The organism is Streptomyces sp. NPDC046303 (genome assembly GCF_055588085.1).
In genome coordinates this window covers 159155-184410 of the sequence record NZ_JBVJFA010000014.1, presented here as the reverse complement: position 1 = coordinate 184410, position 25256 = coordinate 159155, and the positions used below count along the sequence as shown (strand labels likewise).

Below are 25256 nucleotides of genomic sequence, written 5' to 3'. Positions count from 1 at the left end.
CCCACCCCCACTGGCGGTACCCTCCGGCTCATGTCCCGCCATGTCGCCATCGTCACCGATTCCACGGCCTACCTGCCCCCACCGGCCATGGCGCGGCACGGAATCACCTCCGTCCCGCTCACCGTGGTACTCGGCGGCGAGGCCCTGGAGGAGGGCACCGAGATCTCGGCGCGCAGCCTCGCGCTGGCGCTGCAGAAGCGCCGCTCGGTCACCACCTCGCGGCCCGGCCCGGAGGAGTTCGTCCGGGCCTACCGGGCGGCCGCGGACGCCGGTGCGACCGGCATCGTCAGCCTGCACCTGTCCGCCGAATTCTCCGGCACCTACGACGCCGCCGTGGTCGCCGCGCGGACCGCGCCCGTACCCGTCCGCGTCGTGGACACCGGCATGGTCGCGATGGCCCTCGGCTTCTGCGCGCTCGCCGCCGCCGAGGCCGCCGAGGCGGGCGGTTCCGTCGACGAGGCGGTGGCCGCCGCCGAGAAGCGGGCCGCGGACATGTCCGCGTACTTCTACGTCGACACCCTCGACTACCTCCGCCGCGGCGGGCGGATCGGGGCCGCCCAGGCCCTCCTCGGCTCGGCGCTGGCCGTGAAGCCGCTGCTGACCCTGGACGGCGGGCGGATCGAGATGCTGGAGAAGGTGCGTACGGCCTCCAAGGCCATCGCCCGGCTGGAGGAGCTGGCCGTGGAGCGCGCCGGGGCGGGCAGCGTCGATGTCGCGGTGCACCACCTGGCGGCGCCGGAGCGGGCCGAGAAGCTCGCCCAGCGACTGCGCGAACGCATCCCCGGGCTGGTCGAACTGCACGTCAGCGAGGTCGGTGCGGTGATCGGCGCGCACACCGGGCCGGGGCTGCTGGCGGCGGTCGTCTCGCCGCGCTGAGTGCGCCGGGTCGGCCGGCTGCGCCTGCCGGGGATCGGTGAGCGCACCGGAACGGGTGACGGGGATATCCACAACGGGGCGGCTGTCCACCGGAATTGAGGACTCCGAACGAGGGTCGGGATGCGGCCCTACCGTCGTGGCATGACTCTTCGAACGCGTACTTCGCATCCGTCGGGCGCCACCAGCGGCCCGGGCCGGTCCCGTCTCTCCGACGGCCGTCTGCGACACCGCCGCGGCCAGGGCGGCCGCCCTGGCCGCCGGACCCCGCACGCGGAACCGGAGGCCGTGCGCCGCCGGGCCGAAGCCCTGCTGGGCGGCAGCAGCCCGCCGCCGTCCCCGCCCGAGGCGGAGCCGGGGCCTGCGCCCGAGGAAGCGGCCGGGCTGTCTCCCGCTGCCGCGCGCAGGCTCGCCCTGCGGGAGCGGCTGCCGGTGTGGTTCCAAGCCCGCTGCGGGGTGGAGCCGCGCACGGTGGCCGCGATCGGGGTGGTGCTGGCCGTCGCGGTCGGCTTCGCGGCCCAGCAGTTCTGGTCCGTCCGTCCGGGGCCGGTGAACGCACCCGCGGTGATCGCCCCGGCGGCGGCGCCGGCAGCGGCCACGGCACCCGCCGTGGCGGGAGGCGCCGCGCGGATCGTCGTCGACATCGGCGGCAAGGTCCGGGACCCGGGGGTGCGGAGACTGCCCGCCGGTTCGCGGGTCGAGGACGCGCTGGCCGCCGCCGGGGGTGTGCGGCCCGGTACGGACACCACGGGGCTGAACCGGGCCCGGGTGCTGCTGGACGGCGAGCAGGTGCTGGTCGGGATCGCCCCCGCGCCGCCCCCGCCGGGCGGCAGCGGGGGCGGGCCCGGCACGGCCCCCGGCCCCCTCAGCCTCGGCTCGGCCACCGTCGAGCAGCTCGACGGGCTGCCGGGGGTCGGGCCGGTGCTCGCGCAGCACATCGTGGACTTCCGCACCGCCCGCGGGGGCTTCCGCTCCGTGGAGGAGCTCCGGCAGGTCACCGGCATCGGCGAGCGGCGCTTCGCCGACCTGCGCACGCTGGTGCGGCCGTGAACAGCCGTCAGCGCGCGGGGGCGGGCGCGGGGATGGGCGCGGGGGCGGGGCGGAGCGCGCCGGCGGACCTCCGCCTGGTGGCGCCGGCCCTGGCCGCCTGGGCGGCGGCCGCCCTCGCCCTGGACGCGCCCGCCGGAGCGGCCGCCGCCGGGGTCGGCGTGGGCGTGGCCGCAGCGGGGCTGCTGCTCCTGGCCGGGTGCCGCAGCCCCGGGCCCCGCTGGAAGACCGCCCCCGCCGTGGCCGCGGCCCTGCTGTGCGCCTGCGCGGGGGCGGGGGTGGCCGGGCTCCAGCGGGCCGAGGCGCGGGCCGGACCCGTGGCGGGACTGGCGCGGGAGCACGCCCGGGTCCTCGCGGAACTCACCGTCGGGTCCGATCCACGGATCGCCGCGAGCGCGAGCGCGAGCGGGGGCGGGCCGCCGGTGGTGGTGCTGGACGCGGTGCTGACGGGGGTGACCGGGCCCGACGGGGCGCGGACCCGGGTCGAGACCCCGGTGCGGGTCCTGGCCGGGCACCCGGGATGGGCTCGGCTGCTGCCCTCCACCCGGGTGGCGGTCGTCGCCCGGCTGGCCCCGGCGCGGGACGGCGAGCGGGCCGTGGCACTGCTCCGCCCCTCCGCCGGGACCCCGCCCGCGGTGACCGGCGGCCCGGACACCGCGCAGCGGATCGCCGGGCGGCTGCGGAGCGGGCTGCGCGAGGCCACCGAAGGGCTCGCGCCGGATGCCAGGGCCCTGCTGCCGGGGCTGGTCGTCGGGGACACGTCCAGGGTGCCGCCCGATCTGCACGCGGCGTTCAAGGCCACCGACCTGCTGCACCTGCTGGCCGTGTCCGGGTCCAACCTGACCGTGGTGCTGTTCCTGCTCATCGGGCCCCCGGCCCGTGCGCAACAGGCCGAGCGGCGCGGGCTGGCGCCCCGGCTCGGGCTGTCGCTGCGGGCCACCGCCCTGTGCGGGGCGGCCCTGACGCTGGCGTTCGTGGTGGTGTGCCGGCCGGAGCCGAGCGTGCTGCGGGCCGCGGCCTGCGGGGCGGTCACCCTGCTGGCCCTGGCCACCGGGCGGCGCAGGTCCCTGATCCCGGCCCTGGCCGCCGCCGTACTGCTGCTGGTGCTCTACGACCCCTGGCTGGCCCGCAGTTACGGATTCCTGCTGTCCGTGCTGGCCACGGGCGCCCTGCTCACCCTCGCGCCCCGGTGGAGCGCGGCCCTGCAGCGGCGGGGGATGCGGCCGCGGTTCGCCGAGGCGCTGGGGGCCGCCGCGGCCGCCCAGGCGGTGTGTGCGCCCGTGGTCGCGGTGCTCTCCGCCCGGGTCAGCCTCGTGGCCGTGCCCTGCAACCTGCTGGCCGAGCTGGCGGCCGGTCCGGCGACGGTGCTCGGCTTCGCGGCCCTCGCCGCGGCCCCGGTGTGGATGGCCGCCGCGCGGGTGCTCGCCTGGTGCGCGGGGGTCCCCGCCGGATGGATCGCGGCGGTGGCCCGCACCGGGGCGCGGCTGCCGGGGGCGGAGCTGGCCTGGCCGGGCGGGCTCACCGGCGGGCTGCTGCTGGCCGCCGCCACCATGGCCCTCGTACTGCTCGGCGCCCGGCTCGGCAGGCGGCGGTGGGTCTGTCCGGCGCTGGCGGTACTGCTGCTCCTGGCCGTGCTGCGGCCGCCGCAGCTCACCCGTACGCTCACCGGCTGGCCTCCGCCCGACTGGAGCTACGTGCAGTGCGCCGTGGGGCAGGGGGACGCCGCGGTGCTCGCCGTCGGCCCGGGCGAGGCCCTGGTGGTGGACGCCGGGCCGGAACCCGGTCCGGTGGACGCCTGCCTGCGCGCGCTGGGCGTGCGGCGCGTGACGATGCTGCTGCTGACGCACTTTCACGCCGACCACGTGGGAGGCCTGTCCGGGGTGCTGCGGGGGCGTTCGGTGGGTGTGATTCAGACCACCGCGCTGGAAGAGCCGCCGGGCAGCGCGCGGTTCGTCCACCGGACCGCGGCCGCCGCGGGCGTACCCGTCGTACGGGCCGTGGCGGGGGAGCGGCGCCGGGCCGGACCGCTGGAATGGCAGGTGCTGTGGCCGCCGGCGGCCGGGCCGGCGCCCGAGGGGCCCAACGACGCGAGCGTCGCCCTGCTGGTCCGGGGTGCGGGGCTGACCGTGCTCCTGCTCGGCGACCTGGAACCGCGCGCGCAGCAGGGCCTCTTGAGGGACCATCCGCAGCTGGGCCCGGTCGATGTGGTCAAGGTCGCGCACCACGGCTCCGCGCACCAGGACCCGGGGCTGTACGAGCGGATCCGGCCCCGGCTCGCCGTCGTCCCGGTCGGCGCGGCCAATCGCTACGGACATCCCGCACCCGGTACGCTCGCCCGGCTGCGGGCTTCGGGGGCGGCCGTCCTGCGCACCGACACCGACGGGTCGATCGCCGTGTCCGGCACCGGCCCGGGGATGCGGGTGTTTCCGGCCGTCCGGCGGCGGGGGCGACACGGGCATTCCGGGCACGGTCATTCTGTTTGCCCACAACCCGACAGCATGATCGAATGCGTCTTCGCCAGAGCGGTCCAAGTCCACACAGCACGGGGGTGCACCAGCCATGTTCGGACGTCGACGGGGGATGGAGACGGTCGGGAGTTCCAGCCCGCACTCATCCGCGACACTGACCCTGCCGCCGACGGCGGGTCTGCTCAGCTGCCGGGTCCTCGACACCGTCCACCAGCCGATCAGGCAGGCCGCGTTCGAGGTGACCGACCCGATCGGGCGCCGGATCGTCAGCGGCGTGACCGATCCGTACGGCGGGTTCACGGCGGTCGTGCCGGAGGGCGAGTACCGGCTCTCCGTCACCGCCGAGGGGTACGCGCCGTTCCACGGGGCGACGCTGGTGGGGGACCCGGCGCAGCCCGGCACCGGGGAGATCGTCCTCGACGCGGTGGAGCCGCCGCTGCTGCCGCAGCCCGGCCACTGGGAGCTCGACCCGACGCACTCCTCGATCGCGTTCACGGCCCGGCACATCGGATTCGCCCGGATCGGCGGCCGGTTCAGCACGTTCGCCGGCGCGGTACGGATAGCCGACCGCATGGAGGACTCCTCCATGCACGTGATCATCGACGCGGCGAGCATCGATACCGGGCTGCGCCTGCGCGACGACCACCTGAGGTCCGCGGACTTCCTGGACGCGGCCCGGTACCCGACGGTGGAGTTCTACAGCGAGCGGTTCATCCACCGCAGCGGCAGCCGCTGGACCGTGGCGGGCGCCCTCACCCTCCACGGGGTCAGCCGTTCCGTCACCCTGGACACCCAGTACCTGGGCCAGGGCACGGGCCTGGAAGGCGAGCCGCGTGCCGCCTGCCGGGCCACCACCGAACTGCACCGCGAGGACTTCACCTTGAACTGGCAGTCGGTGCTGGCGCACGGCATCGCGGCGATCGGGTCGAGCGTGGAAGTGGCGCTGGACGTGCAGATCGTCCACAAGGCCTGAGCCCGGCGGGACGCCTACGGGGCCTCCAGCCAGCCCTCGTACTCGGCGGCGAGGGCGTCCAGCACGGTGGCGTCGAGCCGTTCCCCCGGATCCTCGACGACCACCAGCCACTGGGCGTCCTCGGCGTCGTCCTCACCGGCCAGGGCGTCGCGCACCAGCTGGGGTTCCTCCGGGAGTCCGAAGCGGTCGACGGCCTCCTGCGCCACCTCCTCGGCGGCGTCGCGGTCGGGCAGGACGAGTACATGGCGCAGGTTCACGCGACCATTCTCACGTATCGGGTCAGTAGGGCCGCGGGGCCCGGGACTGTCAGTGCGGCGTGGGATGCTGGAGCCGATGGCCACCAGGAAGAACTCCACCGACGATCCGCTTGCCCCGCTCACCCTCGCGGTGGGGCAGGAGGACCTGCTGCTCGACCGTGCCGTACGGGAGGTGGTGGCGGCCGCCCGCGCCGCCGACGCCGACACGGACGTCCGCGACCTCGCCTCCGAGCAGCTCCAGCCCGGCACGCTGGCCGAGCTGACGAGTCCGTCGCTCTTCTCCGAGCGCAAGGTCCTGATCGTGCGCGGCGCCCAGGACCTGTCCGCCGACACCGTCAAGGAGGTGAAGGCGTACCTCGACGCGCCCTACGAGGAGATCAGCCTCGTCCTCCTCCATGCGGGCGGCGCCAAGGGCAAGGGCCTGCTGGACGCGGCGCGCAAGGCGGGCGCCCGGGAGGTCGCCTGCCCCAAGATGACGAAGCCGGCGGACCGGCTGGCCTTCGTACGGGGCGAATTCCGCACCCTGGGCCGGTCGGCGACCCCGGAGGCGTGCCAGACCCTGGTCGATGCGATCGGCAGCGACCTTCGGGAGCTGGCGAGTGCGGCGGCGCAGCTGTGCGCGGACGTCGAGGGCACCATCGACGAGGCCGTGGTCGGCCGCTACTACACGGGCCGGGCCGAGGCCTCCAGCTTCACCGTCGCGGACCGGGCGGTCGAAGGACGTGCGGCGGAGGCTCTCGAAGCGCTGCGCTGGTCGCTGTCCACCGGAGTGGCGCCGGTCCTGATCACGAGCGCCCTGGCCCAGGCCGTGCGGGCGATCGGCAAGCTGGCCTCCGCCCCGCGCGGGGCCCGCCCCGGCGACCTCGCCCGGGACCTGGGGATGCCGCCCTGGAAGATCGACCGGGTCCGCCAGCAGATGCGCGGCTGGTCGGCGGACGGCGTCGCGGACGCCCTGCGCGCCGTGGCCGCCGCCGACGCGGGGGTCAAGGGCGGCGGCGACGATCCCGAGTACGCCCTGGAGAAGGCGGTCGTGGCCGTGGCCCGCGCCGCCCGCCCCCAGCGCCGCTGACAGCCGGTACGCGAAGGCCCCGGCCGCCACCCTGGGGAAGGGCGGAGGCCGGGGCCTTCGGTCACTGCTGCACTGCTTGGGTTGCGCCGCACCCGCGTGGCGAACGCAGGCCGCGTGCGGCGCGGTGTGCCGGTGAAGGAGCGGAAGAGAGGGCCCGCTGGGTCCTTACCGGCGATTCACATCGAGAGCTCAGCCCTGCAGGGAGGCAACCTTGGAGGCCAGCGCCGACTTCTTGTTGGCGGCGGCGTTCTTGTGGATGACACCCTTCGAGACAGCCTTGTCGAGCGCACGCGCGGCGGCGCGGGAAGCCACGGTGGCCTTCTCGACGTCACCGGCGACGACGGCCTCGCGGGCCTTGCGGATCGCGGTCTTGAGCGAGGACTTGACGGCCTTGTTGCGCAGGCGCGCCTTCTCGTTCGTCTTGTTCCGCTTGATCTGGGACTTGATGTTCGCCACGAAAGAGCCTTTTCAGGTTCAGAGTTTTGTTCTTCGGATTGTGCCTCGACAGCTGAGAGGGCATACGAGACACAGCTGCCCAGGCTACCAGGCACGCTCCTGGCGGCCCAAACCGAGCGCACTGCCCCGTCCATGGGACCATGGGAGGACTCGGGCTTCGTTCCGAGTTCCGACTGCGACCGAGAATCAGGACACTGCGTGCCCGCGATCCCCAGCCACGTGCCCGAGCCGAGCCGTACCGACCCGGCGCTGATCCGCAATTTCTGCATCATCGCGCACATCGACCACGGCAAGTCGACGCTTGCCGACCGGATGCTCCAGCTCACCGGTGTGGTCGACCAGCGGCAGATGCGCGCCCAGTACCTCGACCGCATGGACATCGAGCGTGAGCGCGGCATCACGATCAAGTCCCAGGCGGTCCGACTGCCCTGGGCGCCCACCACCGGCGAGGCTCAGGGCAGCACCCACATCCTCAACATGATCGACACCCCCGGGCACGTCGACTTCACGTACGAGGTCTCGCGCTCCCTCGCCGCGTGCGAGGGCACGATCCTGCTGGTGGACGCCGCGCAGGGCATCGAGGCGCAGACGCTCGCCAACCTGTACCTGGCGATGGAGAACGATCTCGCGATCGTCCCCGTGCTGAACAAGATCGACCTGCCGGCGGCCCAGCCGGAGAAGTTCGCGGAGGAGCTCGCGAACCTGGTCGGCTGCCAGCCCGAGGACGTCCTGCGGGTCTCCGCGAAGACCGGTCTGGGCGTGGAAGCGCTGCTCGACAAGGTCGTGGCCACGGTTCCGGCCCCGGTCGGCGTCAAGGACGCCCCCGCCCGCGCCATGATCTTCGACTCGGTCTACGACTCGTACCGCGGTGTGGTCACCTACGTCCGTGTGGTCGACGGCCAGCTCAACAAGCGCGAGCGCATCCGGATGATGTCCACCGGCGCCACCCACGAGCTGCTGGAGATCGGTGTCTCCTCCCCGGAGATGACCCCGGCCGACGGCATCGGCGTCGGCGAGGTGGGCTACATCATCACCGGCGTGAAGGACGTCCGTCAGTCCAAGGTCGGTGACACGATCACCAGCCTGCACAACGGCGCGACCGAGGCCCTCGGCGGCTACAAGGACCCGCGGCCGATGGTCTTCTCGGGTCTGTACCCGCTCGACGGCTCGGACTACCCGGACCTGCGCGAGGCCCTGGACAAGCTGCAGCTCAACGACGCCGCCCTCGTATACGAGCCGGAGACCTCGGCGGCGCTCGGCTTCGGCTTCCGCGTCGGGTTCCTCGGCCTGCTCCACCTGGACGTGGTCCGCGAGCGCCTGGAGCGCGAGTTCGGCCTCGACCTGATCGCCACCGCGCCCAACGTGGTCTACCGGGTGGTCATGGAGGACGGCAAGGAAGTCACCGTCACCAACCCGAGCGAGTTCCCCGAGGGCAAGATCTCGGACGTGTTCGAGCCGGTGGTGCGGGCCACGATCCTCGCGCCCAGCGAGTTCATCGGCGCGATCATGGAGCTGTGCCAGACCCGCCGCGGCACCCTGCTCGGCATGGACTACCTCTCCGAGGACCGGGTCGAGATCCGCTACACCCTCCCCCTCGCGGAGATCGTCTTCGACTTCTTCGACCAGCTGAAGTCCAAGACGCGCGGTTACGCCTCCCTGGACTACGAGCCCACCGGCGAGCAGTCCGGCAGCCTGGTCAAGGTCGACATCCTGCTGCACGGCGACAAGGTCGACGCCTTCTCCGCCGTCACGCACAAGGACGCCGCCTACGCCTACGGCGTGCGCCTCGTCGCCAAGCTGCGCGAGCTCATCCCGCGGCAGGCCTTCGAGGTGCCGATCCAGGCCGCGATCGGATCCCGCGTCATCGCCCGCGAGACCATTCGCGCCATCCGCAAGGACGTCCTCGCCAAGTGCTACGGCGGTGACATCTCCCGTAAGCGGAAGCTGCTGGAGAAGCAGAAGGAAGGCAAGAAGCGGATGAAGATGGTCGGCTCCGTGGAGGTCCCGCAGGAGGCCTTCATCGCCGTCCTCTCCAGCGACGAGTCCGGCGGCAAGAAGAAGTAGCGGCGCCCGCGACCGCCGCGGAAGCAGGCCCTCACGCTCCGGCGTGGGGGCCTCTTTCGTTATGAACCGGCCGCTTGCGGGCTCTTACGCAGGCGGCGGACGGCCTCTAGTCTGATCACTGCTCGACGGTTACTCGCCAGTCACCTGCTGGTTACGTCTCAAACCCCGCCTGTCCCGATGCGCCCCGCCAAGCGCCCCACGCCCACGCACTGCAGCGTGGTCCGGTCCGGAGGATGTCGTGAGCGACACACAGACCTTGATCGAGAACCGCCCGCCCTCGGTGGCGGCCCTCTTCCTTGAGCGCGTGGCCGCCACGCCCCATGCGGAGGCGTACCGGTATCCGGTGCCCGCGGCCGGCGGCCAGGGCCCCGACGACTGGAAGTCGCTGAGCTGGGGCCAGGCGGCCGAGCGGGTCTTCGCCATCGCCGCCGGGCTGATCGACCTCGGGCTGGGGCCGGAGCAGCGGGTCGCGCTCGCCTCCAACACCCGGGTCGAGTGGATCCTCGCCGACCTCGGCGTGATGTGCGCCGGCGGCGCGGTCACCACCATCTACCCCAGCACGAACGCCGAGGAATCGGCGTACATCCTGGCGGACTCAGAGAGCCGGGTGCTCATCGCCGAGGACGGCAAGCAGCTGGCCAAGGCGCGCGAGCGCCGCGCCGACCTGCCGAACCTCTCCCACGTGGTGGTCGTGGAGAGCGCCGACGCGGTCGCCGCCGAGGGCGACCCCGAGGGCTGGGTGCTCTCGCTCGCCGATCTGGAGGCGCGCGGCAAGGAGTACCTCGCCAAGCACCCCGAGGCGGTCAAGGAGCGGATCTCGGCCATCACCGCCGACCAGCTCGCCACCCTCATCTACACCTCCGGCACCACCGGCCGCCCCAAGGGCGTCCGGCTGCCGCACGACAACTGGTCGTACATGGCCAAGGCCACCGTCGCCACCGGCCTGATCACCAAGGACGACGTCCAGTACCTCTGGCTGCCGCTGGCCCACGTCTTCGGCAAGGTGCTGACCTCCGGCCAGATCGAGGTCGGCCACGTGACCGCCGTCGACGGCCGCATCGACAAGATCATCGAGAACCTGCCGGTCGTCCAGCCGACGTACATGGCGGCCGTCCCGCGCATCTTCGAGAAGGTCTACAACGGCGTCGCCGCGAAGGCCCGGGCCGGCGGCGGGGCCAAGTACAAGATCTTCCAGTGGTCGGTCGGCGTGGCCCGCGAGTACGCCAAGGTCACCCAGGACAACTTCCGCCGCACCGGTCGGGCGACCGCCCCCTTCGGCCTCGCCACCAAGCACAAGATCGCCGACACGCTCGTCTACTCCAAGCTCCGCGAGGCCTTCGGCGGCAACCTGCGCGCCGCCGTCTCCGGCGCCTCCGCCCTCGCGCCCGACATCGGCTACTTCTTCTCCGGCGCCGGCATCCACATCCTCGAGGGCTACGGCCTGACCGAGTCCAGCGCCGCTTCCTTCGTCAACCCGGGCGAGGCCTACCGCACCGGCACCGTCGGCAAGCCGCTCCCCGGCACCGAGGTCCGCATCGCCGACGACGGCGAGGTCCTGCTGCGCGGCCCCGGCATCATGCAGGGCTACCACGGGCAGCCCGAGAAGACCGCCGAGGTGCTGGAGTCCGACGGCTGGCTGCACACGGGCGACATCGGCGAGCTCTCGGCCGACGGCTACCTGCGCATCACCGACCGCAAGAAGGACCTGATCAAGACCTCGGGCGGCAAGTACGTCGCCCCGGCCGAGATCGAGGGCCGGTTCAAGGCGATCTGCCCGTACGTGTCGACCATCGTCGTGCACGGCGCCGACCGGAACTTCTGCTCCGCCCTGATCGCCCTCGACGAGCCGTCGATCATGGGCTGGGCGGCCGAGAACGGACTCGAGGGCAAGACGTACGGGCAGGTCCTGGCCGCGCCGGAGACCAACCGCCTGATCGAGACCTACGTCCAGACCCTCAACGAGGGCCTCCAGCGGTGGCAGACGATCAAGAAGTTCCGGATCCTGCCGCGCGACCTCGACGTGGAGCACGGCGACCTCACGCCCAGCCTCAAGCTGAAGCGCCCGGTCGTCGAGCGTGAGTTCAAGCACCTGATCGACGAGATGTACGAGGGCGCGCGCGAGGCCTGACGCCTGCCGCGGGCCCGGCGGGGCGGGGCGGCGGACCGCCCCGCGGGCCGTGCCCTTCCCGGGTGGCCCGGGGGTCGGGGTGCGCCCGGCCGCCCCTCCCTGCGGGCCGGCTGCCGGGGCTCCGCCCCGGACCCCGCGCCTCCAATGCCGTCGGGGCCGGTCTGTGCGGGGTGGGCGGCCCCGGCGGGTGCGGGATGATGGAGCTATGCCTTCCGCACTGCCCGACGGTGACCCCATGCCCGAAGACGGCTCGCTGCCGTCGCACGCCCTGGAGGGTGCGGGGGACCGGCCGCTCGGCTTCTACCTGCACGTGCCGTACTGCGCCACCCGGTGCGGGTACTGCGACTTCAACACCTACACGGCCACCGAGCTGCGGGGCACCGGCGGCGTGCTCGCCTCGCGGGAGAACTACGCCGACACCCTGATCGACGAGGTGCGCCTCGCCCGCAAGGTGCTCGGTGACGACCCGAGGGCCGTGCGGACGGTGTTCGTGGGCGGCGGCACTCCGACGCTGCTGCCCGCCGGCGACCTCGTACGGATGCTCGCGGCGATCCGGGACGAGTTCGGCCTGGCCGAGGACGCGGAGATCACCACCGAGGCCAATCCGGAGTCCGTCAACCCCGAGTACCTGGCCGAGCTGCGCGCCGGCGGCTTCAACCGGATCTCCTTCGGCATGCAGAGCGCGAAGCAGCACGTCCTGAAGGTGCTGGACCGTACGCACACCCCCGGGCGCCCGGAGGCTTGCGTGGCGGAGGCGCGGGCGGCGGGCTTCGAGCACGTCAACCTGGACCTGATCTACGGGACGCCGGGGGAATCGGACGAGGACTGGCGGGCGTCGCTCGCCGCCGCGCTGGGCGCCGGACCCGACCACGTCTCGGCGTACGCGCTGATCGTGGAGGAGGGCACCCAGCTGGCGCGGCGGATCCGCCGGGGCGAGGTCCCGATGACGGACGACGACGTGCACGCCGACCGGTACCTGATCGCCGACGAGGTCATGGCGGCCGCCGGGTACTCCTGGTACGAGGTGTCGAACTGGGCCTCCTCGGAGGCCGGGCGCTGCCTGCACAACGAGCTGTACTGGCGCGGCGCCGACTGGTGGGGCGCGGGGCCCGGCGCGCACTCGCACGTCGGCGGGGTGCGGTGGTGGAACGTCAAGCACCCGGGCGCGTATGCCGCCGCGCTGGCGGAGGGGCGGTCCCCCGGGGCCGGCCGCGAGCTCCTGTCCGAGGAGGACCGCCGGGTCGAGCGGATCCTGCTGGAGCTGCGCCTGGTGGACGGGGTGCCGTTGTCGCTGCTCGCGCCGGCGGGGCTGGCCGCGTCCCGCAAGGCCCTCGCGGACGGACTGCTCGAGGCGGGGCCGTACGGGGCGGGGCGGGCCGTACTGACCCTGCGGGGGCGGCTGCTCGCCGACGCGGTGGTCCGGGACCTGGTGGACTAGCCCCGCGGGCCGGCTGCCGGGGCTCCGCCCCGGACCCGCGTCGCCTCGCACGCCGGAGGGCTGGCACTGCCCCTGCGGGCCGGCTTCCCGGGGCTCCGCCCCGGACCCCGCGCCTCAAACGCCGGCGGGGCTGGAATCCGCCGTGACGTGGTCGATCAGGTGTTCCACCGAGCCCAGGAGGGTGGGTTCGAGGTCCTTGTAGGACGTCACCCGGGACAGGATGTGCTGCCAGGCGGCGCCGGTGTTGTCCGGCCAGCCCAGGGCGCGGCAGACGCCCGTCTTCCAGTCCTGGCCGCGGGGGACCGACGGCCAGGCCGGGATGCCCAGGGCGGACGGCTTCACCGCCTGCCAGACGTCCACGTACGGGTGGCCCACGATCAGCACGTCCGGGGAGGTCACCGACGCCGCGATGCGTGACTCCTTCGAGCCGGGGACGAGGTGGTCCACCAGGATCCCCAGGCGGGCGTCCGGGCCCGGGGCGAAGTCGGCGACGATCGCCGGGAGGTCGTCGATGCCCTCCAGGTACTCCACCACCACGCCCTCGATGCGCAGGTCGTCGCCCCAGACCCGCTCGACCAGCTCCGCGTCGTGGCGGCCCTCCACGTAGATCCGCCCGGCCCGCGCCACCCGCGCCCGCGCCCCCGGCACCGCGATCGAGCCCGAGGCCGTCCGCCGCGGCGCCGACGGCCCGCGCGCGGGCCGGGTGAGGGTGACCACGGCCCCGTCCAGCAGGAAGCCCCGCGGCTCCAGGGGGAACACCCGCCGCTTGCCGAAGCGGTCCTCCAGGGTCACCGTGCCCGCCTCGCAGGCCACCACCGCGCCGCAGAAGTCCGTACCGGCCACCTCGACCACGAGATCGGGCTCCGCCGCCACCTCCGGCACGGCCTTGGGGCGCTTCCACTGGGGGGTCAGGTCGGGGGAGTACTCGCGCATCCGGCCGAGCGTAGGAGAGGCGCGGCGGTCACGGTTGCGACACGCCGAAACGGGCGGCCAGTGTGGCGCGTTGCGCACGGACGAAGCCCGCGTCGACCACCGCTCCGTGACCCGGCACGTACAGTGCGTCGTCCCCGCCCAGTGCCAGCAGCCGGTCCAGGGCCGCCGGCCACTGCCGGGGCACCGCGTCCGGGCCGGCCGAGGGGTCGCCCGACTCCTCGACGAGGTCCCCGCAGAACACCGTCTCGCGCTCGCCCGGCACGAAGACCGCCAGATCGTGGCGCGTGTGGCCGGGGCCCACATTGGCGAGCAGTACCTGTACCCCGCCCAGCTCCAGCGTCCACTCGCCCGACACCAGGTGCTTCGGCACCACCATCAGGTCCGCGGCCTCCGCGGCCTCCGCCTCCGCCAGGCCGTGCCGCACCGCGTCCCCGCGCAGCTCCTCGCGGCCCGTGGCGAGCAGCGCGTCCAGCCCGACCGCCCCGTACACCTCGGCCCCGGAGAAGGCGGCCCCGCCCAGGACGTGGTCGAAATGGCCGTGCGTGAATGCGATATGGGTCACGTGCCGGCCGGTCAGCCGCTCGGCTTCCGCCCGCAGCCGCGCGCCCTCGCGCAGGCACGAACCGGGGTCGACGAGGAGGACGGAATCGTCGCCCACCACCAGTCCCGCCGTGCAGTCCCACACCGGCAGCCGCAGGCGTCCGGTCCGCCCGGTCAGCCTTTCCCAGCCCGCCTCTTCCCAACGCACGTCCATACCGAGACGCTACCTGGCGGGCCTCCCTTGCCAGGGTCTTACTACCCGGCCGTACACTGAGCGGGGGTTCTCTGGCACTCGAACGGCCAGAGTGCCAGTCAACAGGCAGCGAACAGGCAACGGACCACAGCTGGAGGTGTGCGCGATGCTCAGCGAACGCAGACTCGAAGTGCTGCGCGCCATCGTCCAGGACTACGTCGGGACGGAGGAGCCGGTCGGCTCCAAGGCGCTCACCGAGCGGCACCGGCTCGGCGTCTCGCCCGCCACCGTGCGCAACGACATGGCCGTGCTGGAGGACGAGGGCTACATCGCCCAGCCCCACACCAGCGCCGGCCGGATCCCCACCGACAAGGGCTACCGCCTGTTCGTCGACAAGCTGGCGGGAGTCAAGCCGCTGTCGACGCCCGAGCGCCGGGCCATCCAGAACTTCCTCGACGGCGCCGTCGACCTCGACGACGTGGTCGGCCGCACCGTGCGGCTGCTCGCGCAGCTGACCCGGCAGGTCGCCGTCGTCCAGTACCCGAGCCTGACCCGCTCGACCGTCCGGCACGTGGAGCTGCTCTCGCTCGCCCCCGCGCGCCTGATGCTCGTACTGATCACGGACACCGGGCGCGTCGAGCAGCGGCTGGTCGACTGCCCGAGCCCCTTCGGGGAGACCTCCCTGGCCGATCTGCGGGCCCGGCTCAACAGCAGGGTCGTGGGGCGCCGGTTCACCGACGTGCCCCCGCTCGTCCAGGACCTCCCCGAGTCCTTCGAGGCGGACGACCGCGGCACGGTGTCCACCGTGCTCGCGACGCTCCTCGAAACCCTGGTCGAGGAAGCCGAAGAGCGGCTGATGATCGGCGGCACCGCCAATCTCACTCGCTTCGGACATGATTTTCCCTTGACGATCAGGCCGGTGCTCGAAGCGCTGGAGGAGCAGGTCGTGCTCCTCAAGCTGCTGGGCGAGGCCAATGAATCGGAAATGGCCGTACGGATCGGGCACGAGAACGCCTACGAGGGGCTGAACTCCACGTCGGTCGTCTCGGTCGGTTACGGTTCGGGCGGCGAAACGGTCGCCAAACTCGGCGTGGTCGGACCGACCCGCATGGACTACCCCGGAACGATGGGAGCGGTACGCGCAGTGGCACGTTACGTCGGACAGATCCTGGCGGAGTCGTAAGTGGCCACGGACTACTACGCCGTTCTCGGCGTGCGCCGCGACGCATCGCAGGACGAGATCAAGAAGGCCTTCCGCCGCCTCGCGCGTGAACTCCACCCGGACGTCAATCCGGACCCGAAGACGCAGGAGCGCTTCAAGGAGATCAACGCGGCCTACGAGGTGCTCTCGGACCCGCAGAAGAAGCAGGTCTACGACCTCGGCGGCGACCCGCTGTCCTCCTCGGGGGGCGGCGGCGGAGCGGGCGGCTTCGGAGCGGGCGGCTTCGGCAACTTCTCCGACATCATGGACGCCTTCTTCGGCCAGGCCTCGCAGCGCGGCCCGCGCTCGCGGACCCGGCGCGGCCAGGACGCCATGATCCGCCTGGACCTGGAGCTGGACGAGGCGGCCTTCGGGACCACCAAGGACATCCAGGTCGACACGGCCGTCGTCTGCACCACCTGCTCCGGAGAGGGTGCCGCCCCCGGCACCTCCGCCCAGACGTGCGACATGTGCCGCGGCCGCGGTGAGGTCTCGCAGGTCACCCGGTCCTTCCTCGGCCAGGTCATGACCTCGCGCCCCTGCCCGCAGTGCCAGGGCTTCGGCACCGTCGTCCCGACCCCGTGCCCCGAGTGCGCGGGCGACGGCCGGGTCCGGTCCCGCCGCAGCCTCACCGTCAAGATCCCGGCCGGTGTCGAGAACGGCACCCGCATCCAGCTCGCGGGCGAGGGCGAGGTCGGCCCCGGCGGCGGCCCCGCCGGCGACCTGTACGTGGAGATCCACGAGCTGCCGCACCCGACGTTCCAGCGGCGCGGGGACGACCTGCACTGCACGGTCACCATCCCCATGACGGCGGCGGCCCTGGGCACCAAGTGCCCGCTGGAGACGCTCGACGGCATGGAGGAGATCGACATCCGGCCCGGCACCCAGTCCGGCCAGTCGATCCCGCTGCACGGGCGCGGCGTCACCCACCTGCGCGGCGGCGGGCGCGGCGACCTGATCGTCCACGTCGAGGTGACCACCCCGGGCAAGCTGGACACCCAGCAGGAAGAACTGCTGCGCCAGCTGGCGAAGCTGCGCGGCGAGGAGCGGCCCACCGGCCAGTTCGCGCCGGGCCAGCAGGGCCTGTTCAGCCGCCTGAAGGACGCCTTCAACGGCCGCTGACCGCCTGCGACCTTTGTCGACGAGCCCGGCCGGGGATGTCCCCGGCCGGGCTCGCCCTATGTGTTCCGGCCGCGCCGGGAAGCGGACTATGCCAGGCGAATGCCGTGATTCGGTCCGCTGAGCGGGACATGGCACGATGCAGTGCATGTCCTCGGCACCGAACGGTCTCTGCGCTTATCCGATCGTGCAGGCCCCCATGGCGGGCGGCGCCTCCTGTCCGCCGCTCGCCGCCGCCGTGTGCGAGGCGGGCGGACTGGGCTTCCTGGCCGGCGGGTACAAGACCGCCGACGGCATGTACCAGGAGATCAAGCAGGTGCGCGCGCTCACCCGGCGCCCGTTCGGCGTGAACCTCTTCATGCCGCAGACCGGTTACGTGGACCCGGCCGCCGTCGAGGCGTACCGCGGGCAGCTGGCCGGCGAGGCGAGCTGGTACGAGATCTCCCTGGCCGACGAGGACATCATCGGCACCTGCGACGACGGCTACGACGCCAAACTCGCCATCCTCCTGGAGGACCCGGTCCCGGTCGTCTCCTTCACCTTCGGCTGCCCCGCCCCGGCGGTCCTGGCCGCCCTGCGCACGGCCGGTACGTACACCGTCGTCACCGCGACCTCCGTCGAGGAGGCCCGCCGCGCGCAGGAGGCCGGTGCGGACGCCGTGTGCGTGCAGGGGGTGGAGGCCGGCGGCCACCAGGGCACCCACCGGGACGACCCGCAGGCCGACGGCACGGCGTCGGTGGGCCTGCTCGCGCTCGTGGCCCAGGTACGGGAGGGGGTCGCGCTCCCCATCATCGCGGCGGGCGGTCTCATGCGGGGCTCGCAGATCGCCGCGCTGCTCGCCGCGGGCGCGGAGGCGGCCCAGCTCGGGACGGCCTTCCTGGCCTGCCCGGAGTCGGGGGCGGACCCGCTCCACAAGAAGGCGCTGACGGACCCGCTGTTCGTACGGACCGAGCTGACCCGGGCCTTCTCCGGGCGGCCGGCGCGGGGCCTGGTCAACCGGTTCATGCGCGAGCACGGACCGTACGCCCCCGCCGCCTACCCGCAGATCCACCACCTGACCTCGGGACTGCGCAAAGCCGCCGCCGCGGCCGGGGACCCGCAGGGCATGGCCCTGTGGGCGGGGCAGGGGCACCGGCTCGCGCGGGCGCTGCCGGCCGGGGAGCTGATGGAAGTGCTGGCGGCCGAACTGGCCGAGGCACAGAGCACGTTGAAGGCAATGCAGATGAGGAGTGCGTCATGACCGCCCCGGTGTTCGTGGTCGAAGAGGTTCCGACGGGGCCGGAGTTCGTCCTGGACGGCCCGGAGGGCCGGCACGCGGTGTCCGTGAAGCGGCTGAACGCGGGCGAGGCGGTGGTCCTCACGGACGGCCGGGGCGGCTGGGCCGAAGCGGTCGTGAAGGCGGCGGAGGGCAAGGACCGGCTGGTCGTGACCGTGTCCGGGGTCTTCGAGGAAGCCGAACCGGCGGTCCGGATCACCGTCGTCCAGGCCCTGCCCAAGGGCGACCGGGGCGAAGTGGCCGTGGAGACCATGACCGAGACGGGCGTGGACGCGATCGTGCCGTGGCAGGCCTCGCGGTGCATCACCCAGTGGCGCGGCGACCGGGGGGCCAAGTCCCTCGCCAAGTGGCGCGCCACGGCCCGGGAAGCCGGCAAGCAGTCCCGGCGCGTCCGCTTTCCGGAGGTGGCCGAGGCCATGTCCACGAAGCAGGTGGCCGCCCTGCTGGCCGGCGCCGACCTGGCGATGGTCCTCCACGAGGACCGCGACACGCCCTCCGAGGCCCTGGCCGGGGCCGAGCTCCCGGCGGCCGGTTCCCTCGTGCTGGTCGTCGGCCCGGAAGGCGGGGTCTCCCCGGAGGAGCTGGCCGTCTTCGCCGACGCGGGAGCCCGCCCGTACCGCCTGGGCCGCTCCGTCCTGCGCACCTCCACGGCCGGCACCGCGGCGACGGCGGTCCTCCTGGCCCGCACCGGCCGCTGGAGCTGACCGAACTCCCGTCGCGCTCCGGGGATACGATGCCCGGAGCGATCAACGACACGGAGGCGAAGCGATGGCCGGGGAACCGCAGGCCGACTGCCTGTTCTGCAAGATCGTCGCGGGGAAGGTCCCGGCGACCGTGGTCCGGGAGACCGAGACGACCGTCGCCTTCCGGGACATCAACCCGCAGGCGCCGACACACGTCCTCATCATCCCCAAGGTGCACTACCCCGACGCGGCCTCGCTGGCCGCGGCCGAACCCGGCATCGCCGCCGACATCCTCGTCGAGGCCGGCCAGATCGCCCTCGACGAGAAGATCACCGACCACGGCTATCGGGTCGTCTTCAACACGGGCGCCGGCGCCGGCCAGACCGTCTTCCACACCCACGCGCACGTCCTTGGCGGCCGCGGCCTCCAGTGGCCCCCCGGATAACCGTGTCCGTACGCGAGTTCGTGGTGCTGGGCACCGCCAGCCAGGTGCCCACCCGCCACCGCAACCACAACGGCTACCTGCTCCGCTGGGACGGCGAGGGCATCCTCTTCGACCCGGGCGAGGGCACCCAGCGGCAGATGCTGCGCGCCGGGGTGGCCGCCCACGACATCAACCGGATCTGCGTCACCCACTTCCACGGTGACCACAGCCTCGGCCTGGCCGGGGTGATCCAGCGGATCAACCTGGACCGGGTCCCGCACCCCGTCACCGCGCACTACCCGGCCTCGGGGCAGAAGTTCTTCGACCGGCTGCGGTACGCCACGGCCTACCGCGAGACGGTGCTGCTGGACGAGGAGCCGGTGGCCGGGGACGGGATGCGGGAGCTGGCGCGCGGGGCCTCGTACGTCCTGGAGGCCAGGCGGCTCTCGCACCCGGTGGAGTCCTTCGGCTACCGGCTCACCGAACCGGACGGGCGCCGCATGATCCCGGAGCTGCTGGCCCGGCACGGGATCAAGGGGCCCGACGTGGGCCGGATCCAGCGCGAGGGGCGGCTGGGCGCGGTCACGCTGGAGGAGGTCAGCGAGCCGAAGCCGGGGCAGCGGTTCGCGTTCGTCATGGACACCCGGCTCTGCGAGGGCGTGGACGAGCTGGCCGCGGGCTGCGACCTGCTGGTGATCGAGTCGACCTTCCTCGACGAGGACGCGGCGCTGGCCACCGAGCACGGGCACCTGACCGCGGGGCAGGCGGCGAGGGTGGCGCGGGACGCGGGGGCACGGCACCTCGTGCTGACGCACTTCTCCCAGCGCTACACCGATCCCACGGAGTTCGAACGGCAGGCCCGCGCGGCAGGGTTCGAGGGCGAGCTGACGGTAGCCGCGGACCTGGTCCGCGTGCCGCTCCCCAAGCGCCGCTGAGGTTCCGCGGCGGGGCGCTTCGGGGCGCTTCGGGGCGCGCGGGCCGCTGACGGCGGCTCAAGGCGGCCCCGGGAGCGGGGCGCGGGGCCGGAGAGCGCCGCAGGACGCGGAGGCGGCGCCGGGACGGGATGTGCGCGACGGAGAGTTCCGGGCCCCGACGGCGCACCCGCCCCGGCTGCGAGGACGGCCGAGGCGGCACCACCCCGCCCTCGCGCCGGGCCGGTGGGCAAGCCGCCCGCCCGCGTGCAGCGCGACCCCCGCCGGCCACGCGACCCGGCTGCCGTTTGCGCCCGGCCCGCCCGGCCACGCCCCGTGAGTCATCGATCACCTCGAGTGCCGAGGAGCCGCCTGGCCGGCGCGCGGCGGACGGCGGTCCCTGCCACCCCGAGCCGCGGCAGCGCCAGGTACGGCGCCCGGCCGCCACAGCCGCGGGCGGGTCGGCCTGCGCGCGGTGGACGGCGACGCAGACGCAGAGTGACAGGAGTCCCCTGCGCATCAAGTGGCTCGATAGCAGGAAGAGAGCATTCCTGTAGTGATCTGCGACACACTGAGTTTGGCTCCGTGCGGGCCTCCACCGGAGACCTGCCGACGACAACGCTCGCACCGAACGCCCTCGGAAGAAACGACCCTTCAAGCCAACGGGGAGTACACCGTGACCAGTCGGGACAACGTCGACAGCCGTGCGGCAGCGGTGGACCCGCTCGGTCCGCTGCGCAACCCCAAGGAACCGGCCTGCGACGTCTTCCTGACCGGCACCGTCTTCCTCGACATCATCTTCACCGGCCTCGACTCGGCCCCGGTGCGCGGTACGGAGTCCTGGGCGCGCGGAATGGGCTCCAGCCCCGGCGGCGTCGCCAACATGGCCACCGCCCTCTCCCGCCTCGGCCTGCGCACCTCGCTCGCCGCGGCCTTCGGCGACGACCACTACGGCGAGTACTGCTGGGACGCCCTCGAACAGGGCGAGGGCATCGACCTCTCCATGTCGCGGACCATCCCCGGCTGGCACAGCCCCGTCACCGTCTCGATGGCCTACGAGGGCGAGCGCACGATGATCTCCCACGGCCACGAGGCGCCCCCGCCGGCCGCCCCCGGACCCTTCCCGCAGTGCCCGCCGCGCGCCCGCGCGGCCGTGGCCGCGCTGGGGCCCGGCCGGGGCGAGCCCTGGATCGCGGAAGCGGCCCGGCGCGGCGCGCGGGTCTTCGCCGACGTCGGCTGGGACGAGAGCGGGCGGTGGGACCTGGGGGCCCTGGCCGACCTGGCGCACTGCGAGGCCTTCCTGCCGAACGCGGGCGAGGCCATGCGGTACACGCGGACCGACTGTCCGCGCGCGGCAGCCCGGGCCCTGGCCGAGCGGGTGCCGATCGCGGTGGTGACCATGGGCCCGGAGGGCTCGTACGCCGTGGACGGGCGGACGGGCGAGACGGCCCAGGTCCCGGGAATCACCGTCGAGGAGCTGGACCCCACCGGCGCGGGCGACGTCTACGTGGCGGGCTTCCTCACCGGCACCCTGGCGGGCTGGCCGCTCGCGGACCGCCTCGCCTTCGCGGGGCTGACGGCGGCCCTGTCGGTCCAGGAGTTCGGCGGCTCGCTCTCCGCCCCCGGCTGGCCGGAGGTGGCCCACTGGTGGCGGACCGCCCCCGCCGAGCTGCGCGGCCGGTACGCGTTCCTCGACGACCTGATCCCGCACGGCCCGACCCCGGCGGCCCGGCGCAGGGCGGTGCCCACGATCGGCTTCCGGCACTCGGCGTAGCCGGGCCGCCCCCGCCGGTTGCGGGGCGCTCGGGTACCGCTGGAAAACCTCTCGGGGAAGCTCCCGCGGCGACGTACGCTTGGTATTCCGGAGGTCGTCGATCGGCGCGGCCCCTCAGCGGGAGGTATGCGCAGGCCACAGTGCCGGCCCATGACTCAGACACCGACAGCCCACATCCCTGCGCCGGGGCAGGCGCGAGCCCACTTCACCGTTCCGGCCACGCACCCGATGGTGACGGTGCTCGGTTCCGGTGACGCCCTGTTGCGCGTGATCGAGAAGGCCTTCCCGAAGGCCGACATCCATGTTCGGGGCAATCAGGTCAGTGCGATCGGGGCGGCGGCGGAAGTCGCTCTGATCCAGCGCCTGTTCGACGAGATGATGCTGGTGCTCCGCACCGGGCAGCCGATGACGGAGGACGCAGTGGAACGCTCTATCGCCATGCTCAAGGCGAGCGGCAACGGCAAGGAGGGCGTCCCGCAGGAGACTCCCGCCGAGGTGCTCACCCAGAACATCCTCTCCAGCCGCGGCCGCACCATCCGGCCCAAGACCCTCAACCAGAAGCGGTACGTCGACGCGATCGACAAGAACACGATCGTGTTCGGCATCGGCCCCGCCGGTACGGGCAAGACCTACCTCGCCATGGCCAAGGCGGTCCAGGCCCTGCAGTCCAAGCAGGTCAGCCGGATCATCCTGACCCGGCCCGCCGTCGAGGCGGGGGAGCGGCTGGGCTTCCTGCCCGGCACGCTCTTCGACAAGATCGACCCGTACCTGCGCCCGCTCTACGACGCGCTGCACGACATGATGGACCCGGACTCGATCCCGCGGCTCATGGCCGCCGGAACCATCGAGGTGGCCCCGCTGGCGTACATGCGCGGCCGCACGCTCAACGACGCGTTCGTCGTCCTCGACGAGGCACAGAACACGACCGCCGAGCAGATGAAGATGTTCCTGACCCGGCTCGGCTTCGACTCCAAGATCGTCGTCACCGGTGACATCACGCAGATCGACCTGCCGGGCGGCGCCAAGAGCGGTCTGCGCCAGGTCCAGGAGATCCTCGACGGGGTGCCCGACATCCACTTCTCGCGGCTCACCTCCGAGGATGTCGTCCGCCACAAGCTGGTCGGCCGTATCGTCGACGCGTACGAGAAGTACGACGACAGCCAGCCGGCCCCGAACGGCCATCAGCGGAAGTAGAACCCAGCGCACCATGTCGATCGACGTCAACAACGAGTCCGGAACCGAGGTCGACGAGCAGGCGATCCTCGACATCGCCCGCTACGCGCTCACCCGGATGCGGATTCACCCGCTCTCGGAGCTCTCCGTCATCGTCATCGACGAGGACGCGATGGAGCAGCTCCACATCCAGTGGATGGACCTGCCCGGACCCACCGACGTCATGTCCTTCCCGATGGACGAGCTCCGTCCGCCGGCGAAGGACGACGAGGAGCCCCCGCAGGGGCTCCTCGGCGACATCGTGCTCTGCCCCGAGGTCGCCAAGAAGCAGGGCGAGGACGCGCCGACGCAGCACTCCATGGACGAGGAGCTCCAGCTCCTGACCGTCCACGGGGTGCTGCACCTGCTCGGGTACGACCACGAGGAGCCCGACGAGAAGGCCGAGATGTTCGGCCTCCAGGCGGCGATCGTCGACGGCTGGCGCGCCGAGCGCGGCATGACGGGCCCGTCCCCGGCGCCCACCGTCTCGTGAACGCCCCGCAACTGATCACCGGCGCCGTCCTGCTGGTGGTCGTGGCCTGGTTCGCGGCCTGCGCCGAATCCGGGATCGCCCGCATCTCGAGCTTCCGCGCCGAACAGGCCGTACGGGAGGGCCGGCGCGGCAGCGAGAAGCTCGTGCAGGTGGCCGGAGACCCCACCCGCTACCTCAATGTGGCGCTGCTGGTCCGGGTCACCTGCGAGATGGCGGCCGGCGTCCTCGTCACCTACGTCTGCCTCGACGAGTTCGGCGAGAACTGGACCGCGCTGCTCGTGGCCATCGCGGTCATGGTGCTGGTCTCCTTCGTCGCCGTGGGCGTCTCCCCGCGCACGATCGGCCGCCAGCACCCGCTGAACACCGCGACGGCGGCCGCGTACGTCCTCGTACCGCTCGCACGGGTGATGGGGCCGGTCCCGCAGCTGCTGATCCTCATCGGCAACGCGCTCACGCCCGGCAAGGGCTTCCGCAAGGGGCCGTTCGCCTCCGAGGCCGAACTGCGCGCGATGGTCGACCTCGCGGAGAAGGAATCGCTGATCGAGGACGACGAGCGCCGCATGGTGCACCAGGTCTTCGAGCTCGGCGACACCCTGGTGCGCGAGGTGATGGTGCCGCGCACCGACCTGGTCTGCATCGAGCGGTACAAGACCGTCCGCCAGGCGACCACCCTCGCGCTGCGGTCCGGTTTCTCGCGCATCCCGGTGACCGGGGAGAACGAGGACGACATCGTCGGGATCGTCTACCTGAAGGACCTGGTCCGCAAGACCCACATCAGCCGGGAGGCGGAGTCCGACCTGGTCTCCACGGTGATGCGGTCGGCGGTCTTCGTGCCGGACACCAAGAACGCGGGCGACCTGCTGCGCGAGATGCAGCAGGTGCGCAACCACGTGGCCGTCGTCATCGACGAGTACGGCGGCACGGCGGGGATCGTCACGATCGAGGACATCCTGGAGGAGATCGTCGGGGAGATCACCGACGAGTACGACCGGGAGCTCCCGCCGGTCGAGGACCTCGGCGCGGACCGCTACCGGGTCACGGCGCGGCTGGACATCACCGACCTCGGCGAACTGTTCAAGGTCGAGGCCTTCGACGACGAGGACGTGGAGACGGTCGGCGGACTCCTGGCGAAGGCCCTGGGCCGGGTTCCCATCGCCGGCGCCTCGGCGGTCGTCGAGCTGCCCGACGGCCGCCCGCTGCGGCTCACCGCCGAATCCCCGGCCGGCCGGCGGAACAAGATCGTGACGGTCCTCGTCGAACCGGTGGCCGCGGCGGACGCCGCGGGGGAGGAGGGGGAATGACCCCGGCGCAGCTGCGGGAGTTCTGCCTGGGTTTCAACGCGGCGGTGGAGGAGTTCCCCTTCACCCCGGAGATCTCCGTGTTCAAGGTGCTGGGCAAGGTGTTCGCACTGACGGCGCTGGACGCGGAGCCGCTGAAGGTCAACCTCAAGTGCGAACCGGAGCTGGCCGTACGGCTGCGCGCGGAGCACGAGGCGATCGTGCCCGGCTACCACATGAACAAGCGGCACTGGAACACGGTGACCGCGGGCGGGCCGGACGCCCTGCCGGACGCGATGCTCCGCGAGCTCGTGGAGGACTCCTACGACCTGGTCGTGGCGGGTCTGCCGAAGGCGGAGCGGCTGCGGCTCGACCGCCCGTGACACGCCCCGAAAGGGCTCCGGGCGGGGCCGTCGTACGGCCCCGCCCCGACGCTCCCTATGCTTC

The 25256-nt window shown here is 73.0% G+C and carries 22 protein-coding genes and 1 pseudogene; 19 read left to right on the top strand and 4 right to left on the bottom strand.

The features are described from left to right. Positions 1 to 30: 30 nt before the first annotated feature. The 4 genes and pseudogenes from ACZ6I1_RS17280 to ACZ6I1_RS17265 all read left to right on the top strand — a co-directional run bounded on the left by ACZ6I1_RS17280 (position 31) and on the right by ACZ6I1_RS17265 (position 5361). Positions 31 to 876, top strand: coding sequence for a DegV family protein (locus tag ACZ6I1_RS17280; RefSeq protein WP_469287938.1), 846 nt, complete (start codon positions 31 to 33; stop codon positions 874 to 876). Between the two features lie 141 nt (positions 877 to 1017). Continuing rightward, positions 1018 to 1923 (top strand): ComEA family DNA-binding protein, encoded by a 906-nt coding sequence (locus ACZ6I1_RS17275; protein WP_469287936.1) that lies wholly within the window; start codon positions 1018 to 1020, stop codon positions 1921 to 1923. Positions 1924 to 1955: 32 nt separating this feature from the next. Then, positions 1956 to 4340: pseudogene (locus ACZ6I1_RS17270) on the top strand (ComEC/Rec2 family competence protein); the annotation flags it as partial. Positions 4341 to 4479: 139 nt separating this feature from the next. Further along, the gene (locus ACZ6I1_RS17265; protein WP_469287934.1) at positions 4480 to 5361 is read left to right on the top strand and encodes a YceI family protein; all 882 of its coding nucleotides are present in this window, start codon (positions 4480 to 4482) and stop codon (positions 5359 to 5361) included. Positions 5362 to 5375: 14 nt separating this feature from the next. Here ACZ6I1_RS17265 and ACZ6I1_RS17260 read toward each other — a convergent pair whose 3' ends face one another. After that, positions 5376 to 5618, bottom strand: coding sequence for a hypothetical protein (locus ACZ6I1_RS17260; RefSeq protein ID WP_469287932.1), 243 nt, complete (start codon positions 5616 to 5618; stop codon positions 5376 to 5378). Positions 5619 to 5694: 76 nt separating this feature from the next. Here ACZ6I1_RS17260 and holA point away from each other — a divergent pair, with 76 nt between their 5' ends. Continuing rightward, entirely contained in the window at positions 5695 to 6687 is a 993-nt protein-coding gene (holA, locus tag ACZ6I1_RS17255) for a DNA polymerase III subunit delta (RefSeq protein ID WP_469287930.1), read from the top strand. 189 nt (positions 6688 to 6876) lie between these two features. Here the strand turns inward: holA and rpsT are convergent, their stop codons facing one another. Beyond that, complete coding sequence (rpsT, locus tag ACZ6I1_RS17250; RefSeq protein ID WP_052871690.1) at positions 6877 to 7143, bottom strand: 30S ribosomal protein S20; 267 nt, start codon at positions 7141 to 7143, stop codon at positions 6877 to 6879. A 198-nt stretch (positions 7144 to 7341) separates the two neighbouring features. Between rpsT and lepA the strand changes: the two genes are divergently transcribed. The 3 genes from lepA (at position 7342) to hemW (ending at position 12773) form a co-directional block, all read left to right on the top strand. Further along, complete coding sequence (gene lepA / locus ACZ6I1_RS17245; protein WP_469287928.1) at positions 7342 to 9207, top strand: translation elongation factor 4; 1866 nt, start codon at positions 7342 to 7344, stop codon at positions 9205 to 9207. 238 nt (positions 9208 to 9445) lie between these two features. Then, complete coding sequence (locus ACZ6I1_RS17240; protein ID WP_469287926.1) at positions 9446 to 11335, top strand: AMP-dependent synthetase/ligase; 1890 nt, start codon at positions 9446 to 9448, stop codon at positions 11333 to 11335. 205 nt (positions 11336 to 11540) lie between these two features. Further along, positions 11541 to 12773, top strand: coding sequence for a radical SAM family heme chaperone HemW (gene hemW / locus ACZ6I1_RS17235; RefSeq protein WP_469287924.1), 1233 nt, complete (start codon positions 11541 to 11543; stop codon positions 12771 to 12773). Positions 12774 to 12887: 114 nt separating this feature from the next. Here hemW and ACZ6I1_RS17230 read toward each other — a convergent pair whose 3' ends face one another. Together ACZ6I1_RS17230 and ACZ6I1_RS17225 are read right to left on the bottom strand one after the other, a co-directional pair. Then, positions 12888 to 13706, bottom strand: a complete 819-nt coding sequence (locus ACZ6I1_RS17230; protein WP_469287922.1) for a DUF3097 domain-containing protein — start codon at positions 13704 to 13706, stop codon at positions 12888 to 12890. Positions 13707 to 13734: 28 nt separating this feature from the next. Next, positions 13735 to 14460, bottom strand: coding sequence for an MBL fold metallo-hydrolase (locus ACZ6I1_RS17225; RefSeq protein WP_469287920.1), 726 nt, complete (start codon positions 14458 to 14460; stop codon positions 13735 to 13737). Between the two features lie 145 nt (positions 14461 to 14605). On the opposite strand from ACZ6I1_RS17225, the gene hrcA reads away from it, so the two are divergent. The 11 genes from hrcA to ACZ6I1_RS17170 all read left to right on the top strand — a co-directional run bounded on the left by hrcA (position 14606) and on the right by ACZ6I1_RS17170 (position 25192). Further along, positions 14606 to 15622: a heat-inducible transcriptional repressor HrcA gene (gene hrcA, locus ACZ6I1_RS17220; protein WP_469287918.1), complete on the top strand. Its 1017-nt coding sequence runs from the start codon at positions 14606 to 14608 to the stop codon at positions 15620 to 15622. Next, the gene (dnaJ, locus tag ACZ6I1_RS17215; RefSeq protein WP_469287916.1) at positions 15623 to 16762 is read left to right on the top strand and encodes a molecular chaperone DnaJ; all 1140 of its coding nucleotides are present in this window, start codon (positions 15623 to 15625) and stop codon (positions 16760 to 16762) included. Positions 16763 to 16907: 145 nt separating this feature from the next. Beyond that, positions 16908 to 17999, top strand: coding sequence for a nitronate monooxygenase (locus ACZ6I1_RS17210; RefSeq protein ID WP_469287914.1), 1092 nt, complete (start codon positions 16908 to 16910; stop codon positions 17997 to 17999). Continuing rightward, the gene (locus ACZ6I1_RS17205) at positions 17996 to 18739 is read left to right on the top strand and encodes a 16S rRNA (uracil(1498)-N(3))-methyltransferase (RefSeq protein ID WP_469287912.1); all 744 of its coding nucleotides are present in this window, start codon (positions 17996 to 17998) and stop codon (positions 18737 to 18739) included. The genes ACZ6I1_RS17210 and ACZ6I1_RS17205 overlap by 4 nt, the downstream gene beginning before the upstream one ends. 64 nt (positions 18740 to 18803) lie before the next feature. Further along, positions 18804 to 19163, top strand: coding sequence for a histidine triad nucleotide-binding protein (locus ACZ6I1_RS17200; protein ID WP_469287910.1), 360 nt, complete (start codon positions 18804 to 18806; stop codon positions 19161 to 19163). Between the two features lie 2 nt (positions 19164 to 19165). Then, entirely contained in the window at positions 19166 to 20077 is a 912-nt protein-coding gene (locus ACZ6I1_RS17195) for a ribonuclease Z (RefSeq protein WP_469287909.1), read from the top strand. Positions 20078 to 20729: 652 nt separating this feature from the next. Further along, positions 20730 to 21827: a PfkB family carbohydrate kinase gene (locus ACZ6I1_RS17190; protein WP_469287907.1), complete on the top strand. Its 1098-nt coding sequence runs from the start codon at positions 20730 to 20732 to the stop codon at positions 21825 to 21827. 150 nt (positions 21828 to 21977) lie between these two features. After that, a complete protein-coding gene (locus ACZ6I1_RS17185) occupies positions 21978 to 23021 on the top strand; it encodes a PhoH family protein (protein ID WP_469287905.1) in 1044 nt (347 codons plus the stop codon). A 13-nt stretch (positions 23022 to 23034) separates the two neighbouring features. Next, on the top strand, positions 23035 to 23532 hold the full coding sequence (gene ybeY, locus ACZ6I1_RS17180; protein WP_362593749.1) for an rRNA maturation RNase YbeY: 498 nt from the start codon (positions 23035 to 23037) through the stop codon (positions 23530 to 23532). Beyond that, complete coding sequence (locus tag ACZ6I1_RS17175) at positions 23529 to 24833, top strand: hemolysin family protein (protein WP_469287903.1); 1305 nt, start codon at positions 23529 to 23531, stop codon at positions 24831 to 24833. Before ybeY ends, ACZ6I1_RS17175 begins: the two co-directional genes overlap by 4 nt. Next, positions 24830 to 25192 carry an MmcQ/YjbR family DNA-binding protein gene (locus ACZ6I1_RS17170; RefSeq protein WP_469287901.1) on the top strand — a complete coding sequence of 121 codons (363 nt, stop codon included), beginning with the start codon at positions 24830 to 24832 and terminating at the stop codon, positions 25190 to 25192. Before ACZ6I1_RS17175 ends, ACZ6I1_RS17170 begins: the two co-directional genes overlap by 4 nt. The last annotated feature ends 64 nt before the right edge of the window (positions 25193 to 25256 follow it).

Excerpts from the sequence above, each read along its gene's own strand:
- ACZ6I1_RS17280 (WP_469287938.1), top strand. The coding sequence starts at position 31 with ATGTCCCGCCATGTCGCCATCGTCACCGATTCCACGGCCTACCTGCCC.
- ACZ6I1_RS17275 (WP_469287936.1), top strand. The coding sequence starts at position 1,018 with ATGACTCTTCGAACGCGTACTTCGCATCCGTCGGGCGCCACCAGCGGC.
- ACZ6I1_RS17265 (WP_469287934.1), top strand. The coding sequence starts at position 4,480 with ATGTTCGGACGTCGACGGGGGATGGAGACGGTCGGGAGTTCCAGCCCG.
- holA (WP_469287930.1), top strand. The coding sequence starts at position 5,695 with ATGGCCACCAGGAAGAACTCCACCGACGATCCGCTTGCCCCGCTCACC.
- hemW (WP_469287924.1), top strand. The coding sequence starts at position 11,541 with ATGCCTTCCGCACTGCCCGACGGTGACCCCATGCCCGAAGACGGCTCG.
- ACZ6I1_RS17230 (WP_469287922.1), bottom strand. The coding sequence starts at position 13,706 with ATGCGCGAGTACTCCCCCGACCTGACCCCCCAGTGGAAGCGCCCCAAG.
- ACZ6I1_RS17225 (WP_469287920.1), bottom strand. The coding sequence starts at position 14,460 with ATGGACGTGCGTTGGGAAGAGGCGGGCTGGGAAAGGCTGACCGGGCGG.
- hrcA (WP_469287918.1), top strand. The coding sequence starts at position 14,606 with ATGCTCAGCGAACGCAGACTCGAAGTGCTGCGCGCCATCGTCCAGGAC.
- ACZ6I1_RS17210 (WP_469287914.1), top strand. The coding sequence starts at position 16,908 with ATGTCCTCGGCACCGAACGGTCTCTGCGCTTATCCGATCGTGCAGGCC.
- ACZ6I1_RS17205 (WP_469287912.1), top strand. The coding sequence starts at position 17,996 with ATGACCGCCCCGGTGTTCGTGGTCGAAGAGGTTCCGACGGGGCCGGAG.
- ACZ6I1_RS17200 (WP_469287910.1), top strand. The coding sequence starts at position 18,804 with ATGGCCGGGGAACCGCAGGCCGACTGCCTGTTCTGCAAGATCGTCGCG.
- ACZ6I1_RS17185 (WP_469287905.1), top strand. The coding sequence starts at position 21,978 with ATGACTCAGACACCGACAGCCCACATCCCTGCGCCGGGGCAGGCGCGA.
- ybeY (WP_362593749.1), top strand. The coding sequence starts at position 23,035 with ATGTCGATCGACGTCAACAACGAGTCCGGAACCGAGGTCGACGAGCAG.
- ACZ6I1_RS17170 (WP_469287901.1), top strand. The coding sequence starts at position 24,830 with ATGACCCCGGCGCAGCTGCGGGAGTTCTGCCTGGGTTTCAACGCGGCG.